The sequence below is a fragment of the Gallintestinimicrobium propionicum genome (assembly GCF_025567525.1).
In the GTDB taxonomy this organism is placed as follows: domain Bacteria; phylum Bacillota; class Clostridia; order Lachnospirales; family Lachnospiraceae; genus Gallintestinimicrobium; species Gallintestinimicrobium propionicum.
Genome location: NZ_JAOQJY010000004.1, coordinates 25,530 through 45,493 on the forward strand (window position 1 = coordinate 25,530; position 19,964 = coordinate 45,493).

At 49.2% G+C, this 19,964-nt stretch carries 15 protein-coding genes; 1 reads left to right on the forward strand and 14 read right to left on the reverse strand.

The window, feature by feature from the left end; translation table 11 throughout:
• Window positions 1-137: 137 nt before the first annotated feature.
• Genes OCV62_RS04180 through OCV62_RS04190 form a run of 3 tightly spaced genes read right to left on the reverse strand, consistent with a single transcriptional unit; the run spans window position 138 to window position 1,995 of the window.
• Window positions 138-965 carry an AraC family transcriptional regulator gene (locus tag OCV62_RS04180; protein WP_262585288.1) on the reverse strand — a complete coding sequence of 276 codons (828 nt, stop codon included), beginning with the start codon at window positions 963-965 and terminating at the stop codon, window positions 138-140.
• Window positions 966-1,007: 42 nt separating this feature from the next.
• Window positions 1,008-1,430, reverse strand: coding sequence for a CBS domain-containing protein (locus OCV62_RS04185; RefSeq protein WP_262585289.1), 423 nt, complete (start codon window positions 1,428-1,430; stop codon window positions 1,008-1,010).
• Between the two features lie 13 nt (window positions 1,431-1,443).
• The gene (locus tag OCV62_RS04190; protein ID WP_021915104.1) at window positions 1,444-1,995 is read right to left on the reverse strand and encodes a DJ-1 family glyoxalase III; all 552 of its coding nucleotides are present in this window, start codon (window positions 1,993-1,995) and stop codon (window positions 1,444-1,446) included.
• Between the two features lie 238 nt (window positions 1,996-2,233).
• Between OCV62_RS04190 and OCV62_RS04195 the strand changes: the two genes are divergently transcribed.
• The gene (locus tag OCV62_RS04195; RefSeq protein ID WP_262585423.1) at window positions 2,234-2,674 is read left to right on the forward strand and encodes a CYTH domain-containing protein; all 441 of its coding nucleotides are present in this window, start codon (window positions 2,234-2,236) and stop codon (window positions 2,672-2,674) included.
• A 121-nt stretch (window positions 2,675-2,795) separates the two neighbouring features.
• Here OCV62_RS04195 and malQ read toward each other — a convergent pair whose 3' ends face one another.
• From malQ to OCV62_RS04250, 11 genes are all read right to left on the reverse strand, one after another.
• Window positions 2,796-4,265 carry a 4-alpha-glucanotransferase gene (gene malQ, locus OCV62_RS04200; protein ID WP_021915102.1) on the reverse strand — a complete coding sequence of 490 codons (1,470 nt, stop codon included), beginning with the start codon at window positions 4,263-4,265 and terminating at the stop codon, window positions 2,796-2,798.
• 210 nt (window positions 4,266-4,475) lie between these two features.
• Window positions 4,476-6,785, reverse strand: coding sequence for a glycogen/starch/alpha-glucan phosphorylase (locus OCV62_RS04205; RefSeq protein ID WP_262585291.1), 2,310 nt, complete (start codon window positions 6,783-6,785; stop codon window positions 4,476-4,478).
• A gap of 79 nt (window positions 6,786-6,864) precedes the next feature.
• Window positions 6,865-7,857: a LacI family DNA-binding transcriptional regulator gene (locus tag OCV62_RS04210; RefSeq protein WP_021915100.1), complete on the reverse strand. Its 993-nt coding sequence runs from the start codon at window positions 7,855-7,857 to the stop codon at window positions 6,865-6,867.
• 154 nt (window positions 7,858-8,011) lie between these two features.
• The gene (locus OCV62_RS04215; RefSeq protein WP_262585293.1) at window positions 8,012-9,628 is read right to left on the reverse strand and encodes a response regulator; all 1,617 of its coding nucleotides are present in this window, start codon (window positions 9,626-9,628) and stop codon (window positions 8,012-8,014) included.
• 17 nt (window positions 9,629-9,645) lie between these two features.
• Window positions 9,646-11,448, reverse strand: coding sequence for a sensor histidine kinase (locus OCV62_RS04220; protein ID WP_262585295.1), 1,803 nt, complete (start codon window positions 11,446-11,448; stop codon window positions 9,646-9,648).
• A gap of 85 nt (window positions 11,449-11,533) precedes the next feature.
• On the reverse strand, window positions 11,534-13,141 hold the full coding sequence (locus OCV62_RS04225; RefSeq protein ID WP_262585297.1) for a hypothetical protein: 1,608 nt from the start codon (window positions 13,139-13,141) through the stop codon (window positions 11,534-11,536).
• 54 nt (window positions 13,142-13,195) lie between these two features.
• Window positions 13,196-14,677: a M17 family metallopeptidase gene (locus OCV62_RS04230; RefSeq protein ID WP_262585299.1), complete on the reverse strand. Its 1,482-nt coding sequence runs from the start codon at window positions 14,675-14,677 to the stop codon at window positions 13,196-13,198.
• 23 nt (window positions 14,678-14,700) lie between these two features.
• Window positions 14,701-16,065 carry a family 4 glycosyl hydrolase gene (locus OCV62_RS04235; RefSeq protein ID WP_262585300.1) on the reverse strand — a complete coding sequence of 455 codons (1,365 nt, stop codon included), beginning with the start codon at window positions 16,063-16,065 and terminating at the stop codon, window positions 14,701-14,703.
• A complete protein-coding gene (locus tag OCV62_RS04240) occupies window positions 16,062-17,012 on the reverse strand; it encodes a carbohydrate kinase family protein (protein ID WP_262585302.1) in 951 nt (316 codons plus the stop codon). Before OCV62_RS04240 ends, OCV62_RS04235 begins: the two co-directional genes overlap by 4 nt.
• Window positions 17,013-17,208: 196 nt before the next feature.
• Window positions 17,209-18,129 carry a carbohydrate ABC transporter permease gene (locus OCV62_RS04245; RefSeq protein WP_262585303.1) on the reverse strand — a complete coding sequence of 307 codons (921 nt, stop codon included), beginning with the start codon at window positions 18,127-18,129 and terminating at the stop codon, window positions 17,209-17,211.
• Between the two features lie 65 nt (window positions 18,130-18,194).
• The gene (locus tag OCV62_RS04250; RefSeq protein WP_262585304.1) at window positions 18,195-19,952 is read right to left on the reverse strand and encodes an extracellular solute-binding protein; all 1,758 of its coding nucleotides are present in this window, start codon (window positions 19,950-19,952) and stop codon (window positions 18,195-18,197) included.
• Window positions 19,953-19,964: the final 12 nt, after the last annotated feature.

Genomic DNA, 19,964 nt, shown 5'->3' on the forward strand with positions numbered 1-19,964 from the left:
GCTTCTGTATTCAGTATAAAAAGAAACGGGAAACACCGCTAACACCTGTTCCCCGTTTCTGATACTATATTGACCTAATATATTTTTTTCTGTGAAAATATTCTGTTTTCTGAAAAGAGACTTCAAAATATCATCTGTCATTCAAAGAACCGCTTCTGACTCCGGTATTCTTTTGGCGTCTGGCCGTAACGAGCCCGAAACTGTCGGTTGAAATACGACAGATTCTCATACCCGCAGCTGTAAGCGATATCCAGAATTTTTTCTTCAGTGCTGCGGAGCAGGCGGCATGCCTCAGTCATTCGGCAGGAATTGATAAACGCCGTCGGCGTTTGCCCATAATACTTATAAAAAATACGATTCAGATACGCCTGACTTTTGCCCGCAAGTTCCAACATGCGTGTAAGTCCCTGCGTAAAATTTTCAGGCTCCTGCATTCTGTCATACAATTCAGACAGCCAGTCCGGCGCACTGTTTTCCCTGCCTTTTAATAAGATGTTTACCAGGACATCACAGCAAATGCTCTGGAGCAGAAATTCCTTTTCCCCTGAGGACTCCCAGAGTTGATGCAGCAGACGTATTTTCTCACGGAATCCTTCCAGGCTTTCCGAACCCAGGTCAAAAACAGGTGCATCTTTGCTCCCGTTCCCGCTGCCAAACAGCGGCGCTGTCAGCTGTTCATAACGATCTTTTCGCACCGCAATATTGTACAAAAGATTCTGCTCGCCAAAGGGATTTGACAGGGTATGCACATCGTCCGGTCCGAGCAGCTGTCCCATCCCCGGCTGCATCACCAGTTCCTGTCCGTTACATCGTTCCAGAAACGTGCCTTTCAACACGACAAAAAATTCATAATAATCATGACAGTGCGCCTCGATCTGCTCTCCCGGTTTCAAAATCAGATCGGCGATATAGAAAGTAACCTGTTTATCCGTCACATACTGCTTCCAGTAAAACCGCTGTGCCATAAATGCTCCATTCTACCGCGACACGATGTTTTGTTTTTTCTTTTACACCGCCGATTCTTCCCGGCTGCGGCACTGTTTCGCCAGATAATGAATCACGTCCCGTCTCGTAATGATCCCAATAAAGACCTTTTCATCATCAATAACTGGCACGAAGTTCTGGGCGCTGACCTTTTCCAGCAGTCCTTCCATATCCACATTCACATGAACCGGCTTATTGTCCCGGGAACGGTTCACCTGCATGACAGGAATCTCTTCCATCTGATACAGGCTGGGAAAATTCAGTTCTTTTAATCCCCAGAGCACATCCCCGTCCGTCAGCGTGCCAAGATATTTGCCCTCCGTAGATAAAAGCGGAACCGCAGCATAACCGTGATGCTCCATCTTTTCAAGTGCCTGACGCAATGTGTCAGTTTCCTCCACATAAGCGACCTCGCTCTTTGGTGTCAAAAAGAATAAAATATTCATCTGTAAATTCTGTCTACCTTTCGTATACGATTCTCTCCGCCTGCGCTGCCGCCTCTTCTTCCGAAATCAGGCAGCCGATAATTTTCAGTGCAAAATCGATCGCACAGCCCATGCCGCGTCCGGTGATCACATTGCCATCCACCTCTGCTGCGCCGTGCGTCACAAAGGCGCCGTCCAGCTCCTTTTCCATGGAAGGGAAGCTCGTCGCCTTTCTCCCCTTCAAATATCCGCGATGTCCGAAAATCTGCGGGGCCGCGCAGATCGCTGCAACCCATTTTCCAGCGCTATAAAAACGATCCAGCTGTTCCATTAATCCATCACAGGCTTCCAGATGCAGGGTTCCAGGCATTCCCCCCGGAAGCACCAGCAGATCGAACGCATCAAAATCTGTCTCAGAAAGCAACTGATCCATCTGCACGGTAATCTGATGCGAACCGGTCACCGCCGCCGTCTCATCCACGGAAACCATTGTCACCTCGATGCCCGCCCGTCTGCAGAGATCCACCACTGTCAACGCTTCTATTTCTTCATAACCAGCCGAAAAAAATACACCAATTTTCGCCATCTGTATGTCCCCTTTCTTCTTAAGTTCATTTTCTGATGTCTGGCAGCAGCCTGCCATTTGAACCATTCCTATCTTAGCAGAAATCTCTGTTCCATAAAAGGGAAAAAGTATGAATAATTTCTAAAGAATGTTAAAATTCAGGGTGCTTCCACAACAAAATTCACAAATCCTGCGTATGTGTGCTATACTAAACCTATCAAGCATCTAAAACACACAAAGGAGTACCGCTATGCCCCCTATGGAAATCGAACGAAAATTCACAGTCAAAGCTCTGCCGGAAAATCTGGACAGCTATCCCTTCCACCTCATCGAGCAGGCCTATTTAAACACCGACCCCGTCCTGCGCATCCGCAGACAGGATAATGAATATTATCTGACCTACAAAGGAAAAGGACTGATGGCGCGGGAAGAATATAATCTTCCGCTCAATCAGTCCTCCTATGAGCATCTGCTTCCGAAAGCCGACGGCATCTGTATTTCCAAAAAACGATATCTGATCCCCTGGGATCCTTATACCATCGAGCTGGATGTTTTTGAGAAGTCTCTGGCGCCGCTTATCATCGCAGAAGTAGAATTTCCATCCATCGAGGAAGCAAACGCATTCACACCGCCGAACTGGTTCGACCAGGATGTGACGAAGGATCCGGCGTATCATAATTCGAATTTGATCTTGAAATAAGATCGTCGGATCGTCGCCATACTATTATAGGATCAGGCAAAGGATATAAGTGTTCACGGTCAACACAAACGAAATCCCGGAGAGCTGCAGCTCTCCGGGATTTCTTGTTTGTCAGGGCAGATCACCTGCAATAGGTCTCTGTCACGTCCTTCATATGTGCTGCCAGTGCATCCGTCAGCTGTCCGTCCGTCAGGCGCCATTTCCAGTTGTCTCCAAGGGTGGACGGGAAGTTCATGCGGGCTTCTCGTCCGAGTCCGAGCCAATCCTGCATCGGGATCACTGCGGTTCCTGCGGTTGAGGACATCGCTGTTGCGATCATCGCTTCCACCACATCTTTACCGCTTTTTACCCTCAGGTACTCACGAATGTATTTCTGCACCTTGCGGTTGTTTTCTTCGTACCAGCCGCGGGTCGTCTGGTTGTCATGGGTTCCGGTGTAAACAATACAGTTCTTATCATAATTGTGCGGCAGGTATTCGCTGTCGTAGCTATCAAATGCGAACTGCAATACCTTCATACCCGGATATCCGCATTTTTTGATCATTTTGCGGACAGGAGGTGTAATCACACCCAGATCCTCTGCGATCATCTCTTTTTTGCCCAGCTTCATCTTCATCGCTGCAAACAGCTCGAAGTCAGGTCCCTTTTCCCAGTGACCATTGACTGCAGTTTCGTCTCCGTAAGGAATCGAGAAATATGCCTCAAAGCCACGGAAATGATCTACGCGGACGATATCGTAGAGGCGATAGCTGTAACCGATTCTTAAGATCCACCAGTCATAGCCGGTCTTTTTGTGATATTCCCAGTCATAAAGAGGATTGCCCCACAGCTGACCGGTGGCAGAAAAGGCATCCGGCGGAACCCCTGCAACTGCCTTGGGCACACAGCCCTCAGAAAGCTGGAACAGCTCCGGATGAGACCAGGTATCTGCACTGTCAAGTGCAACGTAAATCGGGATATCTCCGATAATAGAGATCCCTTTTCCATTGGCATAGGCCTTGAGTGCCTGCCACTGTTTTGCAAATAAATACTGTAAAAACTGCCAGAAGCAGATTTCATCGGACAGCTCATGTCTGCAGCGTCTGATTGCTTCAGGCTCCCGCAGCTTTAAAGGTGCGTCCCATTCCAGGAAGCTTGCGCCGCCCTGACTGTCCTTGATCGCCATAAACAACGCATAATCAGAAAGCCACCAGTCATTTTCCTCGCAGAATGCAATAAATTCAGCATTCTCTGCGATATGGCTGTTGTGGTATGCCTTGCGCAGCAGGGGAAAACGTCCCTGATACATTTTTTCATAATCCACATAGGACTTGCTGCCGCCCCAGTCTGTATTCTCACATTCTTCTTCTGTCAGCCATCCATTTTCGATCAGCTCTTCGAGATCGATCAGGTAGGGATTGCCCGCAAAGGTAGAAAATGCCTGATAGGGAGAATCCCCATATCCAGTGGGTCCCAAGGGCAGGATCTGCCACAGCTTCTGTCCCGCTTCCTTCAGAAAATCCACAAAAGCATAAGCTTCTTTGGAAAAGGTTCCGATGCCGAATCGGGATGGCAGGCTGGTAACCGGTAATAAAACACCGCTTCTTCTCATTCTTTTTTCCTCTCATCCTTTGAACGATATGTTTTGTCACGCCATGCAGGGCGAAAGATCAGAACCCCCGTGCAAGCACAGTCGTTCTTCTGACTTTTCGCCCTTTTCATCATTTGAAATCTCCGATTTCTCATGTATGACAGGTCAAGAGGTCTTTCCCCCACCCAGGAGCAGGCCCCTGGGTGCTTAGACCTTTTTCCCCTGGTATCCTTATTTTAATTTCCAAATATCGCGGTTGTATTCTGCGATAGTACGATCGGAAGAGAAGAATCCGGCTTTGGCGATATTTACCACCATCATGCGTTTCCACTTTTCCTGATCCTCGTAGTCTGCAAACATACGGTCTTTGGTTGCAATATAGTCTTCCAGATCCAGCAGGGTCATGAACCAGTCCTTATTCAGCAGCTCGTTGTAGAGGCGCTCCAGATTCTCCTTATGACCAACTGCCAGCGCCTGATCGCTTACGATGAAGTCCACTGCTGCTTTGATCACAGGGCTCTTCTCGTAGAAGCTTCTGGACACGTAGTCTGCCTTTGCATAGTGATCGATAACCTGCTCGCTGTTTTCGCCGAAGATATAGATGTTGTCATCACCGACGAGGTCGTGGATTTCAACGTTTGCACCGTCAGCTGTGCCCAGTGTCACCGCACCGTTTAACATCATCTTCATGTTGCCGGTACCGGATGCTTCCTTGGAAGCCAGAGAGATCTGCTCGGAAATATCGCAGGCAGGGATCAGCTTCTCTGCATAGCTTACGTTATAGTTTTCTACCATAACAACCTTCATGTAGTCCTTTACATCCGGATCGTTATTGATGATCTGCTGCAGGACTAAGAGCAGATGGATGATATCCCGTGCAATGACATAAGCCGGAGCTGCCTTCGCGCCGAAAATAAAGGTCAGCGGACGGGCAGGCTTTTTACCGCCTTTGACCTCCAGATATTTGTGGATGATATACAGTGCGTTCATCTGCTGTCTCTTGTACTCATGCAGACGCTTGATCTGAATATCGAAAATGGAATCGGGATTTAATTCCTCGCCTTCGTGCTCTTTGATATGAGCAACAAGTGCTTCTTTCTTCTCTCTTTTGATCTTTACCAGATCGTTTAAGAATTCCTCGTCATCCTTAAATGCAAGCAGCTTTTCCAGCTCCATCGCATCCTTCTGATAGCCGGTTCCGATCTTTTCGGTAATCAGGGCAGCCAGCTCACGGTTGCAGGAAAGCAGCCATCTGCGGAAGGTAATGCCGTTTGTCTTATTATTGAACTTTTCAGGATAAATCTCATAAAATGCATGCAGCTCGGTATCCTTTAAGATCTCGGTGTGGATCGCAGCAACGCCGTTTACGGAGAAGCCGTAGTGGATATCCATGTGAGCCATGTGCACGCGGTTCTGATCGTCGATGATCTGTACCTTCGGATCGCTGTATTTTGCAGCAACACGAGCGGACAGCTCCTTGATGATCGGAACAAGCTGAGGAACCACCTTTTCCAGATAGGACAGCGGCCATTTTTCCAGAGCCTCTGCCAGGATGGTGTGGTTGGTGTATGCGCAGGTCTTGCTGACAACCTCGATTGCCTCGTCCATTGTAAACGCTTTATCGTTTACCAGGATACGGATCAGCTCCGGAATAATCATGGACGGATGGGTATCGTTGATCTGGATGACTGCATAATCGTACATCTTTCTCAGATCGTACTGCTTTTCCTTCATCTCCATCAGGATCAGCTGTGCAGCGTTGCTGACCATGAAATACTGCTGATAAATACGAAGCAGGTTGCCGGCTTCATCGGAATCATCGGGATATAAGAACAGGGTCAGGTTCTTTTCGATGGCTTCCTTATCAAATGTGATACCTTCTTTTACGATGCTTTCATCTACGCTCTCGATGTCGAACAGGCGCAGCTTATTGACACCATTGTTGTAGCCGACTACGTCAATATCATACAGACGGGAGGTTACCTTTCTGTCACCGAAAAAGACATCAAAGGAAACATCGGTTTTATTCAGCCAGGAATCCTTCTCGATCCAGTCGTTCTTTTCTGCGGTCTGAAGGCGATCCTTAAATACCTGCTTGAACAGACCGAAGTGATAGTTTAAGCCGATGCCTTCGCCGGGAAGACCCAGGGTTGCAATGGAATCCATAAAGCAGGCAGCCAGACGTCCCAGACCGCCGTTACCAAGAGACGGTTCCGGCTCGATCTCTTCGATTCTGGACAGCTCCTTGCCCTTGCTCTTTAATACACTTTCTACTTTTTCATAGATTCCCAGATTGATCAGATTGTTGGACAAAAGCTTACCGATCAGGAACTCGGCAGAAATATAGTAGATTTTCTTGTCACCGTCGTTGGGTACGGTTGCCTCTTCCAGTCCCTTTACCAGATACAGCAGTGCAACATAAACCTGCTCATCGCTTGCATCCTCCAGCTTTTTGCCGAAGAGCTTCTCAGACAGAGCTTCCAGCTCCCTGTCAATTCTCTGTTCCAGAATTTCTCTCCGGATCGTTTCTTCCTGTCTCATTCTTTCCTCCGTTTCTGCCGCCTGGCGGCAACTTTTGATTCATGACAATAGAATGCTCGCAGAGCGTGCATTCTATTGTTTACTCTACAATGTCCTGGTAGCGCATCCGCACCAGTTCATATCCTAGCACTACGTTTCTTCCCTCTTCCAGATGCAGCAGGCGGTCAACCTCTTCCACCGCAGCAGCCGACACGCCATAAAAATCCTGACGCACCGTATTCATCTGCTTGCCCGCATAGCTCATGAGCGGGATTCCGTCAAAGCCGCAAACCGGATGGAACACATCCAGCTCCATCAATGCCCGCATTGCGCCGATGGCCATCAGATCCGATGCACAAACAAACACATCCATTCTGTCTGCATAAGAGAAGGTCAGCTCCCTCGCTTTTTTCTCACTGAAATCTCCGTATTCGATGGTCAGCTCCAGCGCAAGCTCCTCTGCCAGCTTCTTCATCCCTGCAATCCGTTCTCCGGTTACAAAGGACTTTTTATCCCCTGCGATATAAAGGACCTTTGTACAGCTTTCATTGCCGAGGATCGTCTTTTTTGCGATTTCGTACTGGGCATTTTTCTGGTCAATCCAGACCGAAGACGTATTCCTGTCATGATAGGGTGCGTCAACCAGCACGATTTTAAACGCACCAGACGCAATCAGCTCTCTTAGAAATTCATCTTCCTCATTCATCCCATATGCGATAATTCCTTCGACGCTCTGAGCTTTTAAATAGCTGGTCAGCTCATCCAGTCCCATATCCGCTACCATGGAAAAAAACAGCGTCACCACATCAAGCTTTAATTCCTTTGCCCGGTGGATCGCGCCGGAAAGATACTGCAGGTTGATCTCATCCACGCAGCCAACTGTTTCCTCCAGCTTTAACAACAGGGCAACCCGCCCAAACTGTTTGGAGGAAAGTGCTGCTGCAACCGCATTGGGCGTATAGTTCAACGCTTCGATCGCCGCATTTACCTTGTCTTTCGTGCTTTCACTGACGCCTTCATAGCCGTTTAGCACCTTCGACACCGTGGAGATCGCCACGCCTGCCTGTCTCGCCACATCTTTTATGGATGCCAAGCTTTCTCCTCCTCTCTGTTGGAAAACGTTTTCTAAATACACCCCTATCATAGATCAGAAAACGTTTTCCGTCAATATCAATATTTTAAGAATCATGTCAATTTTTTGTAAAAAAAGGCGGCAGGAGCTTTCGCTCCTGCCATCTGCGCATTATCTATTCCTGTTTTCTGTGCTGCTGCCGATATTGTAACGGCGTCTGCCCGGTCGCTTTTTTAAACACCCGGAAAAAATACTGGCTGTCCTCGTAGCCCACCGTCCGGGCGATATCCGCGACGCTCATCTCTGTATGCTCCAGATAATCCCCTGCCTTGCGGATTCGAAGCTCGATCAGGTAGTTAACCGTCGACTGCTGTTTTTCTTTCTTAAAAAGAGAGGAAAAATAGTTCGGGCTCATGCCGTAGCGCTCTGCCAGCTCGTTGATCGCGATATCCTCATTATAATGTGCTTCCAGATATTCGATTGCGCGCAGAATCCTGCTTCTCGCGTTTCCCTGCGCCATCCCACCGCTTTTCATGCAATCCTCTGCGAGCGCAAGATAACGCTTTTTGAGGGATTCGATATCTGCCGCCTCGTCCACCAGAGAAAAACTCTTTAGCACCTCCGTCAGCGTCTCCTTCCTTTCCGGAAGACTGCTGCAGCTGCGCAGAAGCAAATTCAGAATCCGAATCCAGATCATCCGCACATAACGGATTCCAGATTTCTGCACCCGGTCCTCCGCCAGAATTTCTTCGAGAAGCACATAAACGTTTTCCATATCCCTGCGTTCGAGGTACTGACTCAGCATTTTCAGCTCCACGGACGGAAACGCGACGCTTTGGAGTACCTGCAAATCTTCATAAAAATACAGGTTCGAGCTTCCGGAAATCATCCGCTGCTTCAACGCTTCCCCTGCTTCCTTCACGCACGTTTTGTCCGGGAAATCCGTCGGGCGGCTGACGCCAAACGTCAAATAGATTTCCATTTTTTCCTCGAACAGAACCTGGATGCGCAGAAACATCCGCTCAATCTCCCTATGCAGTTCGCTGACCTTTCCTCTGCCGAACATCGCGTATAACTGGTTCGGATTGGCAAGGTTGCTGACAATCAGCTTCCAGCAGCCGGACCGCATCTCTTCGAACACATTCTGCACGGAAAAGCGGATCAGTTCGATATCCTCATGCCGAAATTTTTTTCCCTCGTAGCTTTTGGCGTCAATATTGATCACGACCAGATACAAAGATCCTTTTTCTTTTTTCCAAAGCTCCGGACAGGTCGATTTTAACTGTGCCGCTTCCTCTTCTGTCAGAAATGCTGCGTTGTCCTGCAAAAGATGGTTGACCGCCTTTTCCTGCAGCCATCCTTTCTGTTCCGTTTCCAGCTGATGTTTCCGGAAAATCTCCGCTTCCATCTGCCGCTCTTTTTCCAGCGTCTCAAATAATTTCCTCATGACCCGTTTTAACTCGTCGTTGGAAATCGGCTTTAACAGATAGCTTTTGACACCCAGCTCGATCGCTGTTTCCGCATACTCAAACTCCGCATAGCCGGAAAGTACGACAAACTGCGTTCCCGGATATTTTTCTTTCGCTTCCCGAATCAACGTCATCCCGTCCATATCCGGCATTTTGATGTCGGTGATGACGATATCCGCCGGTTCCTTTTCCAGAAGCGCAAGCGCCTCCATACCAGACGCCGCCTCACGGATTCTTTCAAATGTAAAATTCAGATACTGAAAGCGGGCAATCATCCCGGAACGAATCAACTGTTCATCGTCCACAATCAGGACTTTGTACATAATATCTCCTTCTTCTCTCAGCGCATGGGAAGATAGATTTCAAACACGCTTCCCCGGTATACTTCACTTCGGATCCGGATTCCGTACTGCTCCCCGCAGATCATTTTGATCCGTTGATGGACGTTTCGGACTCCGATGCTTCTCTTTTTCTTTTCCTTGATATCCGGCGCATCAATGTAGCGGCACAACTCTTGCAGCTGTTCCTGATCCATCCCGACGCCGTCGTCCTCGATCTTAATGAGCAAATTTTCTTCTTTCTGCGTCACGGAAATTTCCAGCGTTCCCTGCGTCGTCATCCTTTCCATGCCGTGCACAATTGCGTTTTCCACAATTGGCTGCAGGATAAAGCGCGGAATCAGCTTTTTGTCCAGTCCCTCATCCACGCTGTAGTAGACCTCAAACTGGTTGCCATAGCGGATTTTCTGGATGAACACATAGTTTTCTGTATGGTGCAGCTCCTGGCTGACCGTAACGAACTCGCTGTCGCTGCTTCCGAGGCTGTAGCGAAAGATTTCGCCCAGCTTGCCGCACATGTCGCAAATCAGAAAAACTTGATTAACCGCGGCGATTGAGCTCATCGTTTCCAGTGTATTATACAAAAAATGCGGGTTGATCTGCAGCTGCAGGTTTTTCAACTCTGTTTCCTTATTTTCCAGACGCTGGATATAGTTTTTCTGGATCAGACGGTCGAGCTGCTTCAACAACTGGGAAAACTGCCGGTCGAGCGCCGCGATTTCATCTGTTCCCGAAATCGGTTCCTGCACGGTTAGATCGCCCGTCTCCGCCGCATAGCGGAATTTCTGCAGCAGGCGTTCCACACGCGCGGAGAAATTCCGGGTATAGACAAACGCGCCCAGCACAATGACAATCAGCAACACCAAAATCCACGGCAAAATCCAGCGAATCACTTCACCGCGCTTCTGGCTCATTTCGTTATTTTCAAACAAAAACAACAGGCGAAGTCCGTAATCCTGAATCCTTCGCTCCTGTACCAGATACGAACCGACTGCCGTCACGTCGTCATACTTTTTCCGTCTCGTACTAACTTCTGTTTTCTCTGTCTGACCGCCATTCGTTTTCGTATTCTGCTCATCCACAGCAGACAAAATCTGCTCTGCGTTGACGCCCCCGTCGGAAAGCGAGCTGTAAAGAATGTCGTTTGCAGAATCGCATAAAATCAGCTGAAAACTGGTGTTCTTTTCCTGTTTTGCAGGTGCGAACAGACGGGCGATATTTAAATCCAGCTTTACAATGCCGATATCCTCTTTCCTATAGCTGTTGACGTCGATATTCTGGATCGTCTTGACGATCGCCATCAGATTTTCCTGCTGCCCGGTCGCAAAATACAGATACCAACCGTCCTGCGTCGCATTTTTCTTCTGAAACCAGCCCTCGCGCGCCGCCTCTTTTAACATGCTCGCGCGCTGTCCGTAGATCGGGTTTTGAGCGAGCGTAGAATAGACCATGCAACTGTTGATCTCGGTTTTTCGTTCCAGCAGGAGTGATTTGACAACTTCCTCGCTGACTCTCCTGCCGCGCGTATAGGCGTCTGAATCCTCCTGCTGCAATGTTTTCAGAATAATCGTATTGTTCGCAATCTGAATAACGCTCTCCTGGTACTGGCGCAGCTTTTCCTCCACGCCGTCTGTATACTGCAAAATGACCTGCTCGTGAGAATCCATAACCTCTTCCCGCGCCATGTCCGCCATTTTATAAAATACAAAACCGCTGATCAAAATAAGCGGAACGATACCAATCAGCACGGTAAATACAACGAGTTGGATAAAAATGGGATGCTCATACAGCTTACGAAGTCTCACAGGCGTCCTCCTGATTTTTTTGTTATACGGTACGCACGACTTGATCTGCCACGCGGTGCTTCGCACGCGGCGGGTCTATTACAGTTCACACGCGCCATTCGTGCCCCGTCTCGTCCCAGTACAGCACAGTTGCCTTTACCTGCGGCTTGTGGAACCGGAACTCGAACATCACAACGCAGTTGTCCTTCGGTGTCGTAAAATATGCTTTATTCGAAGAGCCGCTTCTCGGGAAACGATCCCTGCAATAGGTTGCAGACAACGTTCCATAGGTTGAAACCGCATAGTCATAGGTCCCTGCATATGGAATCACAACCGAAAGCTTCCAGGTATTGTCGCCGACATAATACATTCTCGTCATGCTGCTGTTGGAATCGTTTTTCATCGCGCCGACGGACGGCTGAAAGCTACCGTATACGACGATTTCCTCCGGGAGCTTCATTCCGGTCTCGGGATCGTATTCCTCCTGCGCACCGAAACGAATCAGATGCTCCGGATTCCCTGCAAGCTCCCGCAGCTTGTGTCCTCTCTGCCATAAGTCAGCTACAATATCCTCCTGTCCGAATCCAAACGGGCAGTCCATCGAAGGATTGTTCAACTGATAGGTTTCCTGCAGTCCCTTTTTGCCGTCTACTGCGCTGTCCATCACAACAGCCGCATCGCTCAGCATCCGACGCAGCGGAATTTCGAAATATGCGTTGCGATTGTTGATTTCCGTCCAGCAGTAAGTGTATTCCAGGAAATGGTTCCGCTCTTCCTCGGACTGATTCGCAAACCAGCCGATCTGGTCATAGCCCCACCAGTCACTGCCTGCAAGCTCTTCTCTTGTCAGATTCTCCGGGTGTCCGACTACTTTGCCGCCCCAGTTGTCATATTCCATCAGGTACGGCATCACGGGTGCACTCCAGCCATTTGGATTCTCACCGCCTTCACTGTAGCCCTCCCGAACCAGCACGAGCTTCGTGCCCTTGCGTTCCAGAAGCGCAGCGCGGGTAAACGGCATTGCATGATAATCAAATAACAGTTTTCCGTTTACATTTACGCCATGCGTATGCGCATCCATCAACACCAGATGTCTTCTGCCGTGCTCTCTCGCATAGCGTCTGATCTTTACAAACAGATCCCGCGTCTGCTCCATGCCAAAATCATTTGCTGTATAAAGATGAATCTGTCCCATGTGCAATGCTTCATAGCCGCAATCGATATAGCGCGTCGCACGGTAATAAAACCACATCTGCGCCTCTAACCGGGAAAGATCGGGAATGCCGCCGTTTTTCGCCGGATCGCTGTTTTCATGAATAAAGCCCTCTGGTCGATCCACAAAAAGTGTATCCTGCAGCCTGAAACATCGCTTTTCTTCCTTCTGTCCAAATGCGCGCAGCACATACAGCGGAATTTCCACCTGCTCGATGCCCTGCGTAATCATCTCAAACACGCACGCCTGCAGAATGATCTCCGGGTCGAGCTCATGCACCCGTTCCGCCAACTTTCTGGAACGTTCAAAATGTTCCTCATCGTTTTCCGTCATATACCAGATGCCGGACGCCCTGCCCAGAAACTTGATTCCGAGTTTTTTGATCACACGCAGATCGTCGGAAAGCGTTTCGCTCTGATACAGCCCTGCCGCTGTCGCACAGCGGGACAGGTAGTTTTCCAGCACTTCTTTTTCTATTTTTCCGTCAAAATCGAGCCTCATATTTTCCCTCTTCCAATAGATAATCCTGTGACGCGCGGTGCAAATGCCAGTCTTTTATTCCTGTGCCAGGAACCGACACACCCCCGCCATACAAACGCCAGTCGCGCCCTTTGCCAAATGCTTGCCGGATTTTCTCTGCACCGCCGGTCCCACAACGTCCAGATGCACCCACTGCGTTCCATCTTCGATAAACTCATGCAGATATGCCGCTGCGATCGGTCCTGCTCCCGGCCTTCCCGGCGCATAGTTGGCGAGGTCAGCGATTGCGGACCACAAAATTTCATCGCGATAGCAGTCGTCTAACGGCATCCGCCAGCAGCGTTCTCCGCTCTGCGCCATCGCGTCTTCGATCTCTTTGCACAACGCATCGTCATTGCAGAACAGTCCAGCTGTCAGGTCGCCAAGTGCCGCGTGGCAGGAATAGGTCAGCGTCGCAAGGTCGATCACACACTTTGCGCCGAGTTTCTGCGCCATTGTCAGAGAATCGCACAGAACCAGACGTCCTTCCGCATCTGTATTGTAAATTTCCACCGTCTTGCCGGACAGGGTTTCGATGATATCTCCCATTCTGCTCGCGCTCGGACCGATCAGGTTGGCAGCAAGCGGAAATACGCCGACCAAATTTTTCTGTAATCCGCCAGCAGCGGAAATTTCCAGAATCTCCATCAGGTTTGCAGCGCCGCACATATCGTACTGCATTCCTTCCATATCTTTCATGGATTTTAAATGATAGCCGCCCGCATCGAACATCAGTCCCTTGCCGACCAGCGCGGTCTTCTCTTCTCCCGGTCTCGGCTCGTATTCCATCACGACGAGTGCTGCTTCCTCACTGCTGCCCTGATTGACCGCCAGAATCGCGTTGCATCCAAGCTCCTTTAATTCTGCCTCCCGGTACGCATGGAAACGGATGCCGTATTTTTCGGAAATCGCCTGTGCATACGCTACCATCTCTTCGATGTTTAACAGGTTGTACGGCAAGTTGCCGAGGGTCCGTGCATAGCCGACGCAGGTTGCGAACTGCACGGCGCAATCAATTGCAGCTGCGATAACGATATCTACAGCAGGCAGGTTCACCGGATCGGTCTCCGCGCAATTCACGGCGTCAACGTCAACTACATCGGCGGTGTACACGTAATTTGCTGCATCAACGCCAGCAGCATCCGCCACCCCGCCGTGAATCCAGATCTCCAGATCTCCAAAGTCCGTCAGGCTATCGCGGCGTGCAAAGGCTGCGCCCGCTTCCCATCTACGGACGGCTGTTTTGGAAAATCGGTATGCGCCCTGGTACAGCGCATTTACGATCAGCCCAGTCAAATCCGCCGCTTTGCCATCGTCGTCTGTTTCCAGACAAATGTCCACAGCACCGACACGCTGCATTCCAATTTCCATAAAATATTCCCGGATGGCGCGGATCTTCTGCGCTTCACTCTTTTTTTCAAAAGAAACTGTCCTACAGCAGTCGTTCTCTATTCCCGTGCCGGTCACTTTGACGCTCCGGCACTCCTCGATCGGGCATGTCCCGTATTGTATCTTCATCCTTGTCCCCTTTTCACGCATCCTTATGCCTTATGGAATAGTCCGCCGTATGCCTGGCTGTAAGCTGCGACAAGTTCTTTTGCAAGAGAGTAGGAATTGACCAGCGGATGCAGCATCAGCGCCTGGACCGCTTTTTCCTCGGACTGTTCCTGTACCGCCTCTACGGTTTCCTTTTCGTACATCTTAATCAGACGCATCAGCAGATAGCAGTGCTCCGGAACTTCCTCCACCCTCACCGGATGAATCCCGGTTTCATCCACATGACAGGTAACTTCCACCACATCACGATCCTCAAGACCTGGGATGCTTCCCTGATTTTCCACGGAAAGCACCAGATCGCGTCCGTCCTTGCTCTGCAGCCCCTCGATGCAGTCAAGCATAACGCCTGCATATCCCATGCCATCAGGCACTTCCAGCTGCCCTTTTTCCAGAAGCGGGCGCTTTGCAAGACCGGATTCGATACTCATGTAGGAATTCTCACGAACCTGCATATAGTACAGGAAAATCTGCAGTGCGCCTTCGGGATCGGCGTCCATATCCATCGCCTTTAACTCTTCCATCATCTGCTTGTTGACCTGCTCGATCGTCTGACCTCTGGTCGCACCGGATTTTAAGATATTGGCGAGCGCTTTTTCCCGATGATAATAGTAGTAGAGATATTCATTCGGCAAAAATCCGATCATCCGCAACAAATCGGGATCAAACATGGAAAATTCCTGAATGCTCTTTAAAAATGCGTCGTCCGCAAGGAGCCTGGGCAGAATCTCCTCGTCCCTGATCTTCACGCTGCGAATCCAGGAAAGATGATTTAATCCGAAGAATTCCACATACAGGTCTTTTTCATCCACGCCGAGCTTTGCTGCCATACGGAATTTTGTGCTGCTGGGCGCATCGCAGATGCCGATCACCTTTTCATAGCCTGCGCTCTTTAACGCCTGTGTCACCAGACCGGACGGGTTCGTGAAATTGAAAATCCATGCGTTCGGTGCAATTTCATTAATCAGCCTGCAGTACTCCAGCAAAATCGGAATCGTGCGCACTGCCATCGAAAATCCACCGACACCGGTCGTTTCCTGTCCGATTACGCCTGCGTTTAATGCGATTGTTTCATCCATAACACGGGAATGGTCGCCGCCGACGCGCAGCGTTGTTACCACATAATCCGCGTCCTGCAATACCTTACGCACATCCGCAGATTCCGTTACAATCAGATCCTTGTGATTTCTGTTTACCACATGGCGGCACAGCTTTGTGATGATCTGCTGTTTCTCCTGATTGATGTCATAGAGCGCTACCTCGTCAATATGAAGTGCCTTGTATCTTGCCAGCAGGCCGTTGATAAAAATGACGGTTCTGACGCCTGCTCCCCCGATGACTGCGATTTTCATTTTGTTTCCTCTCCTTTCTTTTTTCCCATAAATTCCTTCAGTCCCTCTTTGTCCGGAAATCCGGTGTTGCCGCCGTACGCTGTCACGTTTAACGCGCCGCAGGCATTGCCGCAGGCCAGACATTCTTCCAGACCTTTTCCGGTCAGAAATCCGTATACGAAGCCCGCATTAAACGAATCCCCTGCGCCAGTCGTATCCACAGCCTTTACCCGGTACGCCGGGAGAAAGACCTCTTTTCCGTTTTCGATTGCAAGAGAACCGCTGCTGCCAAGCTTGATGACCACCCTGTCACAATCCTTTGCAAACTCCCGTGCCGCTTCCTGTGCGGTCTTCGTCCTGCCATAGTGAATCGCTTCCGTCTCGTTCATGAACAGCACGTCGATATACGGAAACAGCTCCTTGATCTGAGGATTCCATTCCCCGGTTGAATCCCAGCCCAGATCGAACGAGACAGTCGCTTCTGTCTCTGCTTTGACGCGTTTTAACAAAGAAAGATACGCCGCGTGGTTTTTGCTTCCCTCATAGCCTGTCATATGAATATGCGAAGCGTTTTTCACGCCCTCGATATCCACCTTGTCGATGTAAATTCCCGCGTTCGTGCCGCGATACGTCAAAAACGACCGATCCTTTTCATTGGTAAAACTGATCGAAATACCGGTTTTTTCCGTCCTGCTCGTCCCAAGCAGACTGTCGTCGATATTTTTTGCGGCAAATTCTTTGCGGATCAACTCCCCGTAGCAATCGTCCCCGACCTCTCCCTGAAATACCGGATGCAGACCGAGCTTTCCAATGCCGAGCGCAAACAGCGCCGCGCCGCCGCCTACATAGGTATCCATAACCGGCACTTCATCCTCCTGCCCGGGCTTTGGCAGACTGGAAACGCCCGGAACAACAAGGTCTATATTTACATCGCCGTAAACATAGACGTCCCATTTTTTTCCCTTCATAGTCCCCTCCATCTTTCGTTTTTTCATTCTTTTTCAGCATACCATAAAGTCCGTAGGAAATCAAAATACGATCCTCACAGAGTGGTTTTATCGTGTCATGCGATAAAAAAGACATGCGCCAAATCCCGGGCATGTCTTTTCCGATTTCATCAACTACGTAGCGACGCAATTTAGAGATGTATTTATCCCTTTATTCTCATTCCTTTACTGCCCCGATCATGGAACCCTGTGCAAAATATTTCTGAATAAACGGATATACACACAGAATCGGTACGGTAGTTACAACGACTGCCGCCATTTTCAGCGAATCAGAGGTTGTCGTTGCCGCGTTCTGAGCCAGCGCCTGAGCGACTGTCTCTACGTTCTGCTGTGCGTTCATCGCTTTGGTCAACATGTTCTGCAGCACGGTCTGTACCGGCCACTTCGCAGTATCGCTCATGTAGAACGCACCAGAAAACCAGTCGTTCCAGTGGTTGACTGCCGTATAAAGCCCGACAACCGCGATAACCGGCTTGCTTAGCGGCATCATGATTTTAGTATAGATTTTGAAAAATCCGCAGCCATCCAGCTTCGCCGATTCCTCCAGGCTGTCCGGAATTCCCTCAAAGAAGGTTCTCACCATCAGCAGGTAGGTTACGCTCACCAAACTCGGTACAACGTAAACCCAGAAAGAATTGAGCAGATGCAGGTTTTTGTACTGGATATATTTCGGAATCATCCCACCGTCAAATAGCATGGTGAATGTAATCAGCATCGTAAGGACGGTTCTGCCCGGCAGATCCTTCTGCTTGAGTGCATAACCCGCAAGGGTTGTCACTATAAGGCTTAAGAATGTACCGATAACAGTTCTCGCAATACTGATTCCATATGCTCCCATAATACTGCCGTCTTTGAATACTTCGCGGAAATTATCCAGCGTAAGCTGTCTGGGCCAGAACCAGATTCCGCCCCGCGCCGCATCTTTTCCATCGTTAAAAGACAAAACCAGAACATTCAGACACGGAAGCAAAATCGCCAGACACAGCAGAATAATAATCAGATAAATAATTGCCTGCAAGATCTGTTCTCCCGCGTTTCTTTTTATTTTGTTTTCCCGCCTGACCTCGATCTGCTTCATAGCGTCTGTCTCCTTTTTGCCTGCAGGCTGTAAAACCTGCAGGCGCTTTTAATTCTAATTCCTTTTTAGTCGTAGAAGTTTACCGCATCCGGATCTTCCTTATAGATATTTGCAACATAGTCTTCAAACTGTTCTACGCCTGCAGCCTTTAACTGTGCACGGAAAGATTCGATAATTGTCTTTACTTCTGCGTCATCCTTTGCAAAGAAGCACTGTGTCAGCACCTCATCCCAGTTTAACAGATCCATCTGGGTCTTTACTGCTGCCAGTTCGTCTGCGGACATGTAAGCAGTTGCATTTAAGCCGGGAACCAGCTTTTTCTCTCTCGGATACTCTGTTGCCAGTTCTACGCTTCTTGCATAAGTTGTGCCTGCTGCTGCACCGGGACGGGACTCCCCGAAGTTCTTGGTATTATCTGTGTTGGTAACACAGAAGGAGAAGAAGCAGTTACCGATACCGCCAAATGCAGCGCCGATCTGGTTGATCATGTAATCTGTATCGTTGTTGTTTACTTTTTCCAGAGCTTCATCGGTCAGAACAGGATTGCCGTCTACCATGTTGTAGCTGACGCCTTCTACACCGTACTGTGCCAGAAGCTGTCCGTCATAGGTGCTCAGCCAGTCGAAGAACTTGAAGATTTCTTCCGGGTTTTCTGCATCTGCAGAAATCGCCATACAGCCGTTTGCGGTCTTGCCGTGGGTTACCTTCTTGTTATCGCCGGAGATATCGTTTAACGGTCCAAGCGGAATCCAGTCATCGTTTCCATAAATGATATCCTGATAGTTATGTACGTCTGCAATGATTGCAGAGTTGTGGTTTCTGGAAACTTCTTCTGCACGTGTGGAATCCATGGTGAAGAACTCAGGGTTCATCAGACCCTCGTTTAACAGTTTTCTGACATAGTCGATTTCATCATAGATGGAATCTTTTTCCGCCTCATGTCTGACATTGCCGTCCTCGTCGATGTTGTAATCATCGCTGACACCCCATTTTAAGCCAGGGCAGATGTACTCAATAGTGTCCATAGAGCCGCCCCAGTATTTCGGCCCGAGCGGGTAAACATCGTTGCCGTTGTCGTCTTTGTAACCGCCTTCTTTGATCTTAACAAGCAGGTCGTAAAAATCATCCGCTGTTCTGATCTGTGTTACGTCGATACCAAGATCATCAGCGATAGACTTCTGAATCCACAGACCGCCGACATATTCTCCCTCCGGAATCCATTCCAGAGTCTTGTCGGTTTCTGCCACATTCATCTGCCACAGATAAACGCCATCCAGATCATCCCGGAAGGTTACATTCTTGTAAGAGTCATCCGGTAAGAAGCCATCTTCATAATACTTGGAGTAAACTTCCGAGTTTTTCATATACTCGGAAACATCTGCGAACATGCCTTCTTTTGCAGCCTTTAACAAAAGCGGGAACTCCGGTCTGGTCGAATTATCCAGATAGGAAACGATAACGTCCGGAATGGTTCCTGCAGCCAGCTGGGAGGCCATAACCTTCTGGTCACTGTCGCCAGGGGTATATTTGATATCCAGCGTGATGCCGGTCAGCTCTTTGATCTTTTTCCCAACCTCAGTGCTGGAAAAATCATCGGGAAGTGTGTTGCCGATATCATCTACATATGCCTGCACGGTGATGGTACGGTCTGCAATCCAGGTATCAGGCTTGTCAGACGTGTCCTCTGTTGCCGCATCCGAAGACGTTTTGCTGTTGCTCGTCGATGCGCTGTCTGTGCTGCTGCCGCATCCTGCCAAGCTGCCAACTACCATGCTTCCTGCCAGACCAGCTGCGAGCAGATTTCTGATCCATCTCTTTTTCATTTGGTTTCTTCC

Bases quoted from the DNA above. Each gene is read 5' to 3' on its own strand.
- OCV62_RS04180 (WP_262585288.1), bottom strand. From the start codon at position 965: ATGGCACAGCGGTTTTACTGGAAGCAGTATGTGACGGATAAACAGGTT.
- OCV62_RS04185 (WP_262585289.1), bottom strand. From the start codon at position 1,430: ATGAATATTTTATTCTTTTTGACACCAAAGAGCGAGGTCGCTTATGTG.
- OCV62_RS04190 (WP_021915104.1), bottom strand. From the start codon at position 1,995: ATGGCGAAAATTGGTGTATTTTTTTCGGCTGGTTATGAAGAAATAGAA.
- OCV62_RS04195 (WP_262585423.1), top strand. From the start codon at position 2,234: ATGGAAATCGAACGAAAATTCACAGTCAAAGCTCTGCCGGAAAATCTG.
- malQ (WP_021915102.1), bottom strand. From the start codon at position 4,265: ATGAGAAGAAGCGGTGTTTTATTACCGGTTACCAGCCTGCCATCCCGA.
- OCV62_RS04205 (WP_262585291.1), bottom strand. From the start codon at position 6,785: ATGAGACAGGAAGAAACGATCCGGAGAGAAATTCTGGAACAGAGAATT.
- OCV62_RS04215 (WP_262585293.1), bottom strand. From the start codon at position 9,628: ATGTACAAAGTCCTGATTGTGGACGATGAACAGTTGATTCGTTCCGGG.
- OCV62_RS04225 (WP_262585297.1), bottom strand. From the start codon at position 13,141: ATGAGGCTCGATTTTGACGGAAAAATAGAAAAAGAAGTGCTGGAAAAC.
- OCV62_RS04230 (WP_262585299.1), bottom strand. From the start codon at position 14,677: ATGAAGATACAATACGGGACATGCCCGATCGAGGAGTGCCGGAGCGTC.
- OCV62_RS04235 (WP_262585300.1), bottom strand. From the start codon at position 16,065: ATGAAAATCGCAGTCATCGGGGGAGCAGGCGTCAGAACCGTCATTTTT.
- OCV62_RS04240 (WP_262585302.1), bottom strand. From the start codon at position 17,012: ATGAAGGGAAAAAAATGGGACGTCTATGTTTACGGCGATGTAAATATA.
- OCV62_RS04245 (WP_262585303.1), bottom strand. From the start codon at position 18,129: ATGAAGCAGATCGAGGTCAGGCGGGAAAACAAAATAAAAAGAAACGCG.
- OCV62_RS04250 (WP_262585304.1), bottom strand. From the start codon at position 19,952: ATGAAAAAGAGATGGATCAGAAATCTGCTCGCAGCTGGTCTGGCAGGA.